Below are 13,411 nucleotides of genomic sequence, written 5' to 3'. Positions count from 1 at the left end.
GGTAGGCTGTCACTCGATGTTAGAAATCCTGTTCTTGTTATTGCCAATCGCAGCCGCTTACGGCTGGTATATGGGTAATCGCAGCGCCCAGCAAGACAAGCAGAAACAATCCAATCAAATCTCACGTCAATATGTGACGGGTTTGAACCTGCTTTTATCGGATCAGTCTGATAAGGCGGTCGACCACTTTATTGAACTTCTCCAAGTCGATAACGAAACGATTGATACTCACCTGGCTCTCGGAAACCTATTTCGATCGAGAGGGGAAGTTGACCGAGCGATTCGTATCCACCAAAACCTCATCTCCCGTTCTGGGTTAACCATCGACCAAAAAAACATTGCTTTGCAGCAATTAGCAAAAGATTACATGGCTTCGGGTTTTCTTGATCGTGCTGAAAAAATCTTTGAGCAGTTGGTTGATGAACCGGATCACCGTGAAGCAGCGCTACAGCAACTGGTCGCTATCTATCAACAGACTCGAGAGTGGAATAAGGCAATCAATTATGCCTCTCTACTCGTTAAGATGGGTCGTAAACGAATGCGTACCAGTATTGGTCACTTTTGGTGTGAATTGGCGATGCAGGAAAAAGCGGAAGGACATGACGCTCAGGCAATGCAGTACTTCAAACGTGCATTAGCGGAAGACCCAAAGTGTGTACGAGCTTCTATCGCTTTAGGAAAACTCTATCTAGACATTGAAGACTATCGCAGCACCATTGAGTATATGGAGCGTGTCTTAGAGCAAGATAGCGATTTTGTTAGCGAGGTCCTCCCAACATTAGCGGAATGTTATCACCATCTTGGCCAAGAAGATGAGCTACTGAGCTTTTTACGCCAGTGTATCGTCAATAAAGTCGGTGTATCAGCGGAGCTAATGCTGGCTCAACTCGTTGCTCAACACGATGGTGTCGGCGCCGCTCAAGAGTTATTAACGCGACAGTTGGTAAAAAACCCTACGATGAAGGGCTTCTACCGTCTGATGGACTACCATTTAGCAGAGGCTGAAGAAGGTCGGGCAAAGGCCAGTTTAGGTACGCTACAAAAACTGGTTGGTGAACAGTTAAAAGTGAAACCGCATTATCGATGCCGTAAATGTGGTTTCTCGACCCACTCAATGTATTGGCATTGTCCCTCGTGTAAGGGGTGGGGAACGATTAAGCCAATCCGTGGGTTGGATGGTGAATAGTTTTTATGGGCTTGACCCATTACAAAATGGCAGCGGTGATCCCGCTGCTTTTTTTCGATTTATTTATAGTTAGGAGATGAAATGATCGACCAAAAAGTAATTGTTGCACTGGATTATGACAACCAAGCCGATGCACTCGCTTTTGTTGATAGAATTGACCCAAGCTCATGTCGTCTAAAAGTCGGCAAAGAGATGTTTACCTTATTTGGTCCTGACTTCGTTAAAGAGCTTCACAAACGTGGATTCTCGGTATTCCTAGATCTTAAATTTCATGACATTCCAAATACCTGTTCTAAAGCAGTGCGTGCAGCGGCTGAAATAGGCGTTTGGATGGTAAACGTTCATGCAAGTGGTGGTGAGCGTATGATGACAGCTTCACGTGAAATCTTACAACCATATGGTAAGGATCGCCCGCTGCTTATCGGTGTGACGGTATTGACCAGTATGGAGCAGAGTGACTTAGCAGGCATTGGCCTGGATATTGCGCCACAGGAGCAAGTCATTCGCCTGGCCAGCTTAACTAAAAACTCAGGTCTTGATGGGGTAGTGTGTTCAGCTCAGGAAGCATCTATGCTAAAAGGCGAATTAGGCCAGGAGTTCAAGCTGGTTACTCCGGGTATTCGTCCTGCTGGTGCTGCTGTTGGCGACCAGAAACGTATCATGACACCAGTCGATGCCGTGAAAGCGGGGTCAGATTACCTTGTTATTGGTCGTCCTATTACTCAAGCGCCTGACCCAGCAGCGGTTCTGGCTGAAATTAACGCCACTCTTTACGCATAGTCGTGTAATACGTTAACAAAGGGGGTTGCTAGCGACTTATCAACCCCTTATTTTTTAGAAACTAGAAACTAGAAACTAGAAACTAGAAACTAGAAACTAGAAACTAGAAACTAGAAACTAGAAACTAGAAACTAGGCACACCGCTGTGAAACTTAAAGTCACTGTCTGGTGAAGAGATGAGTTGTGCTTCGATGCGACCAAAATAGGCGACACGCTCGCTGATATCCTGACCGGCAATCTCTTGCGCAAGGGTGAGGTAATCCTGGTAATGGCGTGCTTCTGAGCGCAATAGTGAGATATAGAACTTAGCAATATCTTCGTCCATATGTGGTGCCAGCTTAGCAAAGCGTTCACAGGAGCGTGCTTCGATATAGGCGCCGATGATGAGCTTATCAATCAGAGTCTGGGGCTCATGAGTCGCCATATTACCAATCAACCCCTTAGCGTAGCGACTCGCTTGGACAGGTTCGTACGCGATACCACGCTTATCCATGATTTCCAGAACCTGATAGAAGTGGTGTAGCTCTTCTTTAATGAGCATGACCATCTTATCGATTAAATCCTGACTGTATGGTGAGTCTGACTTTGCCATAATCGTTTTCGAGATCTGACTTTTGCCTTTAAGCGTCTCTAGGCTGCCGGTTTTGCGGTAAGCGAAGTTCTCGTATGGTTCGAACCAATCCAACAGGCTGTACGCGCTCTGTTTATCAACGGCATACTTACGAATTAAGTACATTGCTGACTGGCCTGCCTTTAGCTCACAAAGCAAGTGGTCAATCAGTACTACCTTAAGGTTCTCTGGCTTACGCGCCTCATCTACCCACGCGTCAGGTGTTGAACAGTGTAGAAAACCGTTAATAGGCTCTAGCAAAGCTTGGTATTGGTCTAACTCAATCATCTTGAACAAAATCTATCAATTCAAATAAAAAAGGCCGCAACAGCGACCTCTAGAGGATGTGTAATCGCGGCTATATTACCACTTTTTCTTCTCACCAAAGAGCTGGTCCATATCGTTTTTGCGTTGGTCTTCTTCGATCTGGTGTAATTCTTCAGCATTTTTGCTTTGGCGTTTTGATTCAAGGTCATCATACATTCCTTGAAGTTTTTCGCGTGCTTGATTCGAATAGTTGTCATTTTTGGTGCTAAGAGCATCAAGTCCTTTACGAAGCAGTTGCACAGCCGTACCCGGTTGACCACGTACGATAGCATCATTTGAACGTTTGATGACGTTTTCAATGTTGATGCGTATCTGGATGGTTTCCAAGCGAGCATTTTCGGTAACGTAGGCCTGAGTTTCAAAGCGACCTTTGTTGTGTTCACTCCGGATAGTGTCGCGAAGGCGTTTAACCAGTTTAAGCATAACAATCGCTTGCTTATCACTGCTTGGCACTTTAAAGGTTGTACTCTCGCCACCTTGGTAATTTTCGTCAAGTTGTTTGATCTGTTGTTTGACGTGTTCGACGCGTTGTTCAAGCTGTTTATTCTTTGGATCCAGCTCATGCATACTTTGTAGTGCGTCTAAGATACGGGTGTTTAGACACACCAATAACTCCTTACTATAAGGCATATGGTGTGCGTGACCGATTAATTCTTCTGTTGCATCTATGATTTGAAGATAGCGCGAACTCTCCTGCTTCCGTGCAGTTTCAGCTTTGACTTTGTATTGAAGCATTATGTTATAGCCCAATACCAAGACAAGTAAGATGGCAACTAAAGCTATGATTAACCCTATATTCATAAATTCCGTATCTTATGTTTTATTTTTTTACTGGCTAGCAAGCATACACGATTCTAATCACTCCCTGCACCTGTTTTGTATTATCGCTCAAATGTTCGATTTTATTAATGAAAAATACCAATGCAAGGTTGATTCTGCGTATTTGATTGCAAAATAGCCACAAGCCTCTGCTTTTATGCGGCTTGATAACGATTGGACTATCAATTTGAACCCATAGGCGTTATAACTAAATATTATAAACTATGTTCGCTCGCTATGGGGCGTAGAGTAAGGGATTACGAGGTCGAGAATGAAATTACAACAATTGAAGTATATTGTTGAGGTCGTTAACCATAACTTAAATGTATCAGCTACTGCGGAAAGTCTGTATACGTCTCAGCCGGGCATCAGTAAGCAGGTACGTTTGCTGGAAGATGAGCTGGGCATTCAGATCTTCGAACGCAGTGGAAAACACCTTACTCAAGTGACGGGGGCTGGTGAAGATATTATTCGCATTTCTCAGGAAATCTTAGCTCGTGTCGAAAGCATCAAAGCCGTTGCCGGTGAGCATACCCATCCTGAGATGGGAACCCTCAATATCTCGACGACACACACTCAAGCTCGTTATGCGCTTCCTGACGTTATTAAAGGATTTACCGCTCGTTACCCTAAAGTATCACTCCATATGCACCAAGGTACGCCATCTCAAATGTCAGAGGCGATTGCCAAAGGTACCGCTAATTTCGCCATTGCGACGGAAGCACTGCACCTATACCAAGATGCGATCATGCTGCCTTGTTACCACTGGAATCGTTCCATTGTTGTGCCAAAATCCCATCCTCTGGCACAGAAGGAAAAGGTGACTATTCAAGATCTGGCTTCCTATCCGTTGGTGACGTACGTATTTGGTTTTACAGGTCGCTCTGAGCTGGATACTGCGTTCAATAAATATGGCCTAACACCGCGAGTTGTCTTTACCGCTACAGACGCAGACGTGATCAAAACGTACGTGCGTATGGGGATTGGCGTTGGTGTTATTGCGAGTATGGCGATCGACAAAGAGCAAGACACTGATTTGGTCGCAATTGATGCGAGTCATATCTTTGGTGCGAGCACCACAAGTATTGGTTTCAGACGCGGCACCTTCTTACGCAGTTACATGTTCGACTTTATGGAACGTTTTGCACCGCATTTAACACGTCCAGTTGTTGAGCGGGCATTGTCGCTTAAATCGAGCGCAGAAATCGAAGAAATGTTCAAAGATATCGACCTTCCTGTTCGTTAAGCGACTACCATCTCTAGTGACTTCCCTCTACACTACGCACACCGGGGGGAAGTCATGCATACTCAATTCAAATCACTCGATCAGTTTCTAACGCGAAATCAGCAATATTGGCGTTTTGAGGCTTTCATTTCATGTTTAGATAGCCATTTGCCCTGGAAAGAGTCTAATCCACAGCTGTGTGCTTGGTTAGACGGCTTGAGCCCAAAAGAAATTGAAGGCTATAAACAGAATAACCTAAGCCTTATTAACGCCTTAACGCCTTATTTGGCTTGTGTTGAGCAAACTTCCCAGTGGACGACATTGCCCTCTATCGACAAGCAGGGGTTAGCACTAGTGCGTGGTGTCGAAAATGGTGTCCCAGGGCGTAAGCTTGAGCAAATCCTCTCCATGGGAGAGGCGGCGCTGCGCGATCACCACGGTAGCGAATGGTTAGAGTGGTGCTCAGGTAAGGGATTTCTCGGCAGAATACTCGCGAGTCAAACCCAGCATAAGGTGACCAGTTTTGAGTTTCAGCAAATGCTTTGTGATGCGGGGCAGTTTGAAGCGGACAAACACAACCTGCCGATGCATTTTGTTCAGGGCGACGCGTTGAGTCGCGATGCACAACAGGTATTCAGTTCAAGTCAGCACGCCGTCGCTCTGCATGCTTGCGGAGATCTGCATATATCGCTTCTTAACCATGCTACCGACAAGAGGCTACCAGCGATTACTTTTTCTCCCTGTTGCTATCATTTGATCGCCAATGAGCACTATCAAGCACTCTCTATCCAAGGGAAACAATCTAAGCTTGGGTTAAGCAAGTCTGAGCTGCGGATCCCCCTTCAAGAAACGGTCACTGGCGGCGAGCGGGTGAGAAGGCACCGAATCGAAGAGATGTCATATCGTCTTGGCTTTGATCTGCTATTACGTAATGTGCTGGGATTCGAACGCTATCAACCTGTGCCAAGTATTAAGAAGTCGCAGCTTTCCCAAGGCTTTGAAGCGTTTTGTCGTTGGGCGAGTGATAGTAAAGGTATCGTTCTACCGGATGTTGATTTTAGTCATTTTGAACAATTGGGCTTGGAAAAGTATTGGCAAATGGAACGCATCAGTTTGATTCAGCAACCATTCAGGCGATGTTTGGAAATGTGGCTAGTGCTGGATAAGGGACTTTTCCTTAATGAGAACGGCTATCGCGTTCAAATCTCGGAGTTTTGCTCACGAGAGATGACTCCCCGTAACATACTGATTCATGCTGTGAAAGTGTAGATAGCAAGGTGGTGTCTCTTTTTGTTACTCCAATGTTAAAACGTGCTTTTCTTTTGTACAGCTTGCTGGTAATAATAATTGATGTGCACATAAAGTGTGCAATTTATAAATACAAAACAGAACTTCACACAACATATTATTGCTTATACCAGCGCCATTAATTGTGTACTCAGGTTATTGCTAGGCAGAAGGGACTGAGAGCACCGTACCAGTGGCGGTTACTTTGTCATTCTTATGGCGTCATCACCGTAATTTAGTGATTGCACTCTTGGCCTCGAAGAATGTTTAGATAGTCAGTGGCGTTGGTACGACATCAAGGAGTCAAGATGAAAGCAGGAAAAGCTATTGCGACCGCCGTTCTCGCAGGTGTTACGTTACTCTCATCAACCAGTATCATGGCAAAAACGGCTAAGGTAGCCGTATCACAAATTGTCGAGCATCCCGCGCTAGACGCCACTCGCCAAGGTCTAATCGACGGGCTAAAAGCCAAAGGTTACGAGCAAGGCAAAAACCTAGAATTCGATTACAAAACTGCACAGGGCAATCCTGCTATTGCGGTTCAGATTGCGCGCCAATATGTGGGTGAAAAACCGGATGTTTTAGTTGGTATCGCGACTCCTACTGCCCAAGCACTCGTTTCAGCTACTCGTACGATCCCAGTTGTATTTACCGCGGTTACTGACCCAGTTGGTGCGAAGTTAGTTAAGACATTGGAACAACCAGGTAAGAACGTGACTGGTCTGTCCGATCTCTCTCCCGTCAGCCAGCATGTTGAATTGATCAAAGAGATTCTTCCACAGGTCAAATCTATCGGCGTGGTATTCAATCCAGGTGAAGCGAATGCGGTGACGTTAGTAGAACTTCTAAAACGCAGCGCACAAGAGCAGGGCATTCAAGTTATCGAAGCGACGGCTCTGAAAAGTGCTGACGTGCAATCTGCTACGCAAGCTATCGCAGCGAAGTCAGATGTGATTTATGCGCCAACAGACAACACGGTAGCGAGTGCGATTGAGGGTATGATTGTTGCGGCTAATCAGGCTAAGACACCAGTATTGGGTGGTGCGACTTCATACGTAGAAAAAGGCGCCATTGCGAGCTTAGGATTTGACTACTACCAGGTGGGTGTTCAAACCGCGGATTATGTTGCAGCGATCATTGAAGGTGCAGCGCCTGGTTCGCTTGATGTCAAAGTGGCAAAGGGCTCAGATCTGGTTGTTAACCAAAGCGCTGCGACCAAACTTGGTGTGGTGATTCCACAGTCTGTACTAGACCGTGCGACAAGCGTGAAATAAACCAATCCCCCAAGCAACCGCGTTGCTTGGGGGTGTGAGTCTTTAGCAGAAAAGGGAGTTGTTATGTCTGCTTTTGCATTTTTTGGCGCTTTGGAAATTGGCTTACTGTATGGTCTCGTAGCCCTCGGCGTTTATCTCACCTTTCGCGTGCTTGATTTTCCTGACTTAAGTGTAGATGGTAGCTTTCCTATGGGAGCCGCCGTTGCCGCTACTGCAATTGTTGCCGGTATCAATCCGTGGTTGGCGACCTTGATGGCGATCGTAGCGGGTGCTGCGACTGGCTGGGTGACCGCGTTTTTAGCGGTTCGCTGTGGAATCCTCCATCTTTTGGCATCGATATTAACGATGATCGCGGCCTTTTCGATCAATATCCGCATCATGGGTAGACCAAACTTAGCTTTGCTTGGTGAGGAGACTATTCTGACCCCGTTTGAGGCGTACGGCGATCCTATGTTAGTTCGCCCACTGTTGGTCGGCATATTGGTGTTGGTTTCTGCCTGGCTGGTGGTACGTTTACTAAACAGCGACTTCGGACTAGGCCTACGCGCGACGGGAGTCAATGCCCGCATGGTTTCAGCGCAAGGGGCGAGCACATCCTTTTATACCTACTTTGGTCTGGCGTTATCCAATGGTTTTGTTGGCTTTGCTGGGGCTTTGTTTGCTCAAACGAACAGCTTTGCTGATGTGACTTCTGGTGTCGGGACTATCGTGGTTGGTTTGGCTGCGGTGATACTCGGTCAAACGCTTATTCCAGGAAGAAAAATATGGGTGGCTGTTGTTGCAGTTATCGTCGGTTCAGTGCTCTACCGTCTGGCGGTCGCATTTGCACTCAGTTCAGGGATGTTCGGATTGCAAGCCTCAGACCTCAACTTGGTCACGGCAGTTCTGGTTGCAGCAGCGCTGATTGCGCCCAAGATTAAAGGTAACCTTAAATCAAAAAAGCTTAGCCCTGCGATGGAGAGCAAAAATCTATCCAAGCAGGATAAAGAGTCAGGAGAAGTAGCATGATTCGTCTAGAAGATATTCAGGTGACGTTCAATCCAGGAACCATCTTAGAAAATCGTGCTTTGCGTGGTGTTTCTCTTGAGGTTCCGGAGCACCAATTCCTAACCGTGATTGGTTCGAACGGTGCAGGTAAATCAACGCTGCTTGGAGCTGTTACTGGTGAAACGCCAATGTTCGGTGGACGCGTAGTGATTGATGAACTCGATGTTACTCGTCAAACAGTGGATCAGCGAGCCAAGCAATGTGCTCGAGTGTTTCAGGATCCTTTAGCTGGTACGTGTGGAGAGTTGACGATTGAAGAGAACATGGCACTCGCATATATGCGTGGTAAAAAGAGAGGGTGGAATCTTTCCCTTTCATCTCAGCGTCGCAAACTTTTTCAGGAGCGTATCAGTATCCTAGGGCTAGGATTGGAAGACCGTTTAGGTGACAGCATTGGCCTATTATCGGGCGGCCAGCGTCAAGCTGTGAGCCTTGTGATGGCGACGCTTTCCGATAGCAAATTATTGTTATTGGATGAACATACAGCAGCGCTGGATCCACGTATGGCTGCGTTTATTATTGATTTGACAAAGAAAATTGTTTCGGAGTTCAACCTCACTGTGATGATGGTTACTCACTCAATGAAAGACGCGTTAGCTTGTGGTGACCGTACCGTGATGCTTCACCAAGGCGAGATTGTTCTCGATGTATCCGGTGAACAGCGAGCGAATATGCGAGTTCCAGATCTTTTAGAGATGTTTTCTAAGGTTCGTGGAGAAGAACTGGCGGATGATAGCTTATTGTTAAATTAACGAGTTGCTGACAAATTGCTACCGAAATATCCACCAAATCTATGAGATAATATCAATCTGGATATCTACTAAACCCATCAATTGTATTACAGTATTGATGGGTTTAGTTTTAGTGAGGAAATAGATGCAGGTTGACAGGCACTTTAGTTTAAAGTTTGTATTTTTAGCACCTATGGTTTGGTCCTTAGTCGTGCTTGCATTGACGCTAAAAAACCATTATGACGCCGTTAATCGCGATATCGATGATGAATACACTCGTGTCGTTGAGGCAACTTCTCGCGCCGCTAAAGTCGTTGCCGCGATAGACTATAGCTTTTCCAACCATGATAAGAACGCAAACTTTATGCTGCTTGAATATAATCGTCGAATTGTCGAGGGTTTATGTCAGATGTGGCCGATTGACGCTCTACTGAGATCCGAAGGGCGGGATTATGACATTCCCGCTGTCGACATTAACTATATGTTGGTTGGCAGAGAAAGCCTTTGTACTCCAGGTAGTGACATCTATCAGCGAGTTTCCAACCAAGTGTCACTTGCTCCAATTTTGTCATTCTTACACGATATCGATGGGTATCTGCTAGGCATTCACTATATCGATAGAGCAGGCTATGTAATGTCTTCGCCTGATGATTATGCAAAGAGTCTGACGGTGGAATTACTCGACACCATCCAAGCTCGCCCATACTGGCACGTGACCGCCAGTAACCGAGATATAATTACTTTGTCTGGGCCAACCCCAATCATTGCAAGCAATGACACCATTTTGAGTATGACGATGCCAGTCTACCTAAATGATGTGCATCAGGGGATGCTGTCAGTAGATATCTCTTACCAACGCCTGCTCGCAACTCAAGGCAAATTAGCGGGCGAACTGCATATCCTAAACACCAGTGACCTCTCTCCACCTGACAATGCGTTTAGGCTGAAAATGATTAACATAGAAGGGGTAGCAAGCAACTATGCTCTTTATTATCTCTTTGATCTACAAAAAGAGATTCGCCACTTTTTCTACTTTCAACGATACAGCCTTCTAGTGACGGCCTTTATCTATGTGTTCTCCGTTGTGGTGTTATTTTTGATCAATACGAGGGTTGAGCAAGGTTATTTCAGAGAGCTTGCCGCGACAGATCCTATGACAGGCCTGCTAAATCGACGTGGCTTAGAAGCGTTTTTAACCAATAACGCCCTGCACGGTCACTATATCGCGCTCGGGGTTTTCGACATTGATGATTTTAAGAAAATTAATGATAACCACGGCCATGATGTCGGCGATACCGTTATTAAATATGTGGCAGAACAGATTAGCCTAGGCATTCGTAGTAGTGATGCCGCGGCTCGAATTGGCGGTGAAGAGTTTGTGATTTATATGACTGGAAACGCGATAGAGCCGCTGAAGAAAAGTATGCTCAGGGTAAGGAACGATATTTGCCAGCATTCAGAGGCGGCTGTAGAAAACGGTTTCACTGTGTCTGGTGGTGTTGAAGTGGTTGAAGCTGAATGAGCAAGCAGCTTCGAAGTGTTATTCAAAGCTGCTGATGAAAAGCTTTATCAAGCGAAAAACGCCGGTAAAGATCAGTTGGTGTTCTAAGCTGCGACGAGTGTATCTCGGTATCGGGTGATATGCTCAACAATGGGTGCAGCTTTGTTGTAGGTGCGAATTTCTCTAAATAGCGTATCTGCTTGTGGGTACTGATGACGTAAATACGCGAACCACTGCTTAACTCGGTTAGGATAGTAAAGACCTTTGTCGCCTTTCATTTCATACTGAGAATACACCAAGAGCAGTTCAACAACTTGTGACCAAGGCATCACCGCATGATCATGTTTGACCACATTGCCCAAATTCGGCACGTTGAACGCACCACGGCAGACCATTAAAGAGTCAACTCCAGTAGTGTCAATGCAGGCTTGACCATCTTGATAATTCCATATCTCACCATTGGCAATCAGCGGAATATCGAAACGTTGGCGAATTTTGTTGATGTACTCCCACTTGATTTCGCTCGCTTTGTAGCCACCCGTTTTGGTTCTGGCATGGACGGTCAATTCATTTGCCCCGGCACTTTGAATCGCGTCGACGATTTCGAAGCAGTCTTCAGGGTTGTCCCAGCCCAAACGAATCTTAGCTGTGACAGGAATATCTGAGCTAACCGCTTCTCGGCATGCTTTAACCACATTGTGAATCAACTCAGGATGTTGCAGCAATGCCGCGCCCCCTTTGCTTTTGTTGACGAGTTTAGCCGGACAGCCAAAGTTGAGGTCAATGCCTTTGGCACCAAGTTGTGCTGCACGAACGGCATTTTCAGCCATCCAGTGTGGATCTTGACCAAGCAGTTGTACATGTACAGGAACCCCAGATTTTGTCTGAGAGCCTTGTAGTAACTCTGGACACAGGCGGTGAAAGACGTGATCAGGCAAGAGTTGATCGACAACACGGACGAATTCAGTGACACACAAGTCATAGTCATTGATATCCGTTAAGATCTCTCGCATTAAGTGATCTAACACGCCCTCCATAGGCCCCAGAACTACACGCATAAATTACACCTCAGATTTAAGAGGCGTGATTTTAGAGGTATTAGCCGATAAAGTCATCCCTCAACTAAGATTGTGCAAAGCCAATGAGAAAAAAGAAAAGGCTAGCCACCAAATGTTGAGACTAGCCGTGACGGGAACAGTAGCAAAAATTTCAGCAAGGTATGGTCATCGAATCAGGGAGGGAAGTCTCGAAGTGACCGCAGACCTTGCATAGGGTTATAATGTCGCTAAACAACGATTAACACTAGAACAAGAAAATGAAGTATCAAATTCTGACACTCGAAGACTCAATTACTGCCGAATCACCACTCTTTATTGAAGGCTTAACGCTCGCGGCCAATATGGCAACCAAACCTTTAGCCCCAGAAAGTTGGCTAGGGTCGGTTTTTACTGAGCGTGTATTAGAGGTGAGACCGAGTATCGAAGCGCACATTCATCAGCAATACGCTTATTTGCAGCGAGGTGAATACTCGCTATTGAACTTACTCGAACCTGAACGCCAAGTCGAACAACTGGCTGACTTCGCAGAAGGCTTTATGACCTTGTGGCCGACGGTCGAAGAGCAGTGGATGGAGACCAGTGTAGGAGATGGAACACTGCGTATGCTTCAGGCGATGTTAACGACGTTTATGTTAGCGGTTGATGAAGAGCAAACTCGCAGTCAAATGCAAGCGTCGGGCATTGAAACCCCACCGTTACTGAGTGACTTTATTGACCAAATAGACCTGATGATTGCTGAAGTAGCGCAAGCCGCTGATGCAGCAATGACAGGTGCCAAAGCTCAAAGCGTTAACCCATACAAAAACATTGGTCGTAACGATGAATGTCCGTGTGGGAGCGGTAAAAAATTCAAGCAGTGCTGCGGAAAATAAACAAAACTGATCGAACAAAGTTAACCTTGTTCGGTCATATTAGAACGAATTAGAAGTTATAAGTGGTACGTACGCGACCAATTAGGGTAACAATCGAATGAAAAAATTTGCTGTATTACTAATGATGAGCTTTTCCGTGATGGCTGCGCCTAAAGATGAGCTTAGCCAACGACTACAAATGAACGATGGATTCAGTGCTGATTTTTCTCAACAGCTGATCAGCCCTGAAGGCGACGTTGTGATGGAAGGTCAGGGTAATGTAGAGATCGCACGTCCGAGTCTATTTCGTTGGACGACAACCGCTCCGGACGAAAATGTCTTGGTGTCTGATGGTAAGAGCCTGTGGTATTACAGCCCATTCATTGAACAAGTGAGTATCTATTGGCAAGAGCAAGCAACAGAGCAAACCCCCTTTGTTCTTCTGACTCGCAATCGCGCGAGCGACTGGGATAACTACAAGGTTGAACAACAAGGGAATACCTTCACCTTAACGCCAACCGCAGCTGACAGCAATCAAGGTCAATTTAAGCTAAAAATCGACCCTCAAGGTAAGGTGGAAGGGTTTAGTGTGGTTGAGCAAGATGGCCAGCAAAGTACGTTTACGTTCAACAATGTCCACCTTGGCAAACCAAGTGCTGATCGTTTTACGTTCGCTATTCCACAGGGTGTAGAGGTCGATGACCAAAGGAACTAA

12 protein-coding genes and 1 pseudogene are annotated in these 13,411 nt (G+C 45.9%); 10 read left to right on the top strand and 3 right to left on the bottom strand.

The genetic code is table 11. From position 1 onward, the window contains the following. Positions 1-16: 16 nt before the first annotated feature. Complete coding sequence (lapB, locus tag DA100_RS02715) at positions 17-1,186, top strand: lipopolysaccharide assembly protein LapB (RefSeq protein WP_138970758.1); 1,170 nt, start codon at positions 17-19, stop codon at positions 1,184-1,186. An 81-nt stretch (positions 1,187-1,267) separates the two neighbouring features. Further along, positions 1,268-1,966, top strand: a complete 699-nt coding sequence (gene pyrF / locus DA100_RS02710) for an orotidine-5'-phosphate decarboxylase (RefSeq protein WP_138970757.1) — start codon at positions 1,268-1,270, stop codon at positions 1,964-1,966. Positions 1,967-2,090: 124 nt separating this feature from the next. Here the strand turns inward: pyrF and DA100_RS02705 are convergent, their stop codons facing one another. Next, on the bottom strand, positions 2,091-2,864 hold the full coding sequence (locus DA100_RS02705; protein ID WP_138970756.1) for a tRNA isopentenyl-2-thiomethyl-A-37 hydroxylase MiaE: 774 nt from the start codon (positions 2,862-2,864) through the stop codon (positions 2,091-2,093). A gap of 75 nt (positions 2,865-2,939) precedes the next feature. Next, positions 2,940-3,704 carry a DNA repair protein gene (locus tag DA100_RS02700; protein WP_138970755.1) on the bottom strand — a complete coding sequence of 255 codons (765 nt, stop codon included), beginning with the start codon at positions 3,702-3,704 and terminating at the stop codon, positions 2,940-2,942. Positions 3,705-3,993: 289 nt separating this feature from the next. On the opposite strand from DA100_RS02700, the gene cysB reads away from it, so the two are divergent. The 6 genes and pseudogenes from cysB to DA100_RS02670 all read left to right on the top strand — a co-directional run bounded on the left by cysB (position 3,994) and on the right by DA100_RS02670 (position 10,895). After that, the gene (gene cysB / locus DA100_RS02695) at positions 3,994-4,968 is read left to right on the top strand and encodes an HTH-type transcriptional regulator CysB (RefSeq protein WP_138970754.1); all 975 of its coding nucleotides are present in this window, start codon (positions 3,994-3,996) and stop codon (positions 4,966-4,968) included. A 54-nt stretch (positions 4,969-5,022) separates the two neighbouring features. Then, positions 5,023-6,216, top strand: a complete 1,194-nt coding sequence (locus tag DA100_RS02690) for a methyltransferase (protein ID WP_138970753.1) — start codon at positions 5,023-5,025, stop codon at positions 6,214-6,216. A gap of 326 nt (positions 6,217-6,542) precedes the next feature. Then, positions 6,543-7,508, top strand: coding sequence for an ABC transporter substrate-binding protein (locus DA100_RS02685; RefSeq protein ID WP_138970752.1), 966 nt, complete (start codon positions 6,543-6,545; stop codon positions 7,506-7,508). A gap of 63 nt (positions 7,509-7,571) precedes the next feature. Next, positions 7,572-8,516 carry an ABC transporter permease gene (locus tag DA100_RS02680; protein ID WP_138970751.1) on the top strand — a complete coding sequence of 315 codons (945 nt, stop codon included), beginning with the start codon at positions 7,572-7,574 and terminating at the stop codon, positions 8,514-8,516. Then, entirely contained in the window at positions 8,513-9,307 is a 795-nt protein-coding gene (locus DA100_RS02675; RefSeq protein ID WP_138970750.1) for an ABC transporter ATP-binding protein, read from the top strand. The genes DA100_RS02680 and DA100_RS02675 overlap by 4 nt, the downstream gene beginning before the upstream one ends. A gap of 124 nt (positions 9,308-9,431) precedes the next feature. Beyond that, positions 9,432-10,895: pseudogene (locus DA100_RS02670) on the top strand (GGDEF domain-containing protein). Here DA100_RS02670 and dusC read toward each other — a convergent pair. Next, positions 10,892-11,845 carry a tRNA dihydrouridine(16) synthase DusC gene (dusC, locus tag DA100_RS02665; protein ID WP_138970749.1) on the bottom strand — a complete coding sequence of 318 codons (954 nt, stop codon included), beginning with the start codon at positions 11,843-11,845 and terminating at the stop codon, positions 10,892-10,894. The pseudogene DA100_RS02670 and the gene dusC overlap by 4 nt on opposite strands. A 257-nt stretch (positions 11,846-12,102) precedes the next feature. Here dusC and DA100_RS02660 point away from each other — a divergent pair, with 257 nt between their 5' ends. Together DA100_RS02660 and lolA are read left to right on the top strand one after the other, a co-directional pair. Further along, the gene (locus DA100_RS02660) at positions 12,103-12,717 is read left to right on the top strand and encodes an SEC-C metal-binding domain-containing protein (protein ID WP_138970748.1); all 615 of its coding nucleotides are present in this window, start codon (positions 12,103-12,105) and stop codon (positions 12,715-12,717) included. Positions 12,718-12,814: 97 nt separating this feature from the next. Beyond that, positions 12,815-13,411 carry an outer membrane lipoprotein chaperone LolA gene (gene lolA / locus DA100_RS02655; protein ID WP_138970747.1) on the top strand — a complete coding sequence of 199 codons (597 nt, stop codon included), beginning with the start codon at positions 12,815-12,817 and terminating at the stop codon, positions 13,409-13,411.

It is taken from the genome of Vibrio sp. Hep-1b-8 (genome assembly GCF_006124995.1).
Classification (GTDB): Bacteria; Pseudomonadota; Gammaproteobacteria; order Enterobacterales; family Vibrionaceae; genus Vibrio.
The sequence above is the reverse complement of the archived record's forward strand: the minus strand, read 5'-3'. Positions and strand labels throughout refer to the sequence as shown.

Bases quoted from the DNA above. Each gene is read 5' to 3' on its own strand.
- lapB (WP_138970758.1), top strand. From the start codon at position 17: ATGTTAGAAATCCTGTTCTTGTTATTGCCAATCGCAGCCGCTTACGGC.
- pyrF (WP_138970757.1), top strand. From the start codon at position 1,268: ATGATCGACCAAAAAGTAATTGTTGCACTGGATTATGACAACCAAGCC.
- DA100_RS02705 (WP_138970756.1), bottom strand. From the start codon at position 2,864: ATGATTGAGTTAGACCAATACCAAGCTTTGCTAGAGCCTATTAACGGT.
- DA100_RS02700 (WP_138970755.1), bottom strand. From the start codon at position 3,704: ATGAATATAGGGTTAATCATAGCTTTAGTTGCCATCTTACTTGTCTTG.
- cysB (WP_138970754.1), top strand. From the start codon at position 3,994: ATGAAATTACAACAATTGAAGTATATTGTTGAGGTCGTTAACCATAAC.
- DA100_RS02690 (WP_138970753.1), top strand. From the start codon at position 5,023: ATGCATACTCAATTCAAATCACTCGATCAGTTTCTAACGCGAAATCAG.
- DA100_RS02685 (WP_138970752.1), top strand. From the start codon at position 6,543: ATGAAAGCAGGAAAAGCTATTGCGACCGCCGTTCTCGCAGGTGTTACG.
- DA100_RS02680 (WP_138970751.1), top strand. From the start codon at position 7,572: ATGTCTGCTTTTGCATTTTTTGGCGCTTTGGAAATTGGCTTACTGTAT.
- DA100_RS02675 (WP_138970750.1), top strand. From the start codon at position 8,513: ATGATTCGTCTAGAAGATATTCAGGTGACGTTCAATCCAGGAACCATC.
- dusC (WP_138970749.1), bottom strand. From the start codon at position 11,845: ATGCGTGTAGTTCTGGGGCCTATGGAGGGCGTGTTAGATCACTTAATG.
- DA100_RS02660 (WP_138970748.1), top strand. From the start codon at position 12,103: ATGAAGTATCAAATTCTGACACTCGAAGACTCAATTACTGCCGAATCA.
- lolA (WP_138970747.1), top strand. From the start codon at position 12,815: ATGAAAAAATTTGCTGTATTACTAATGATGAGCTTTTCCGTGATGGCT.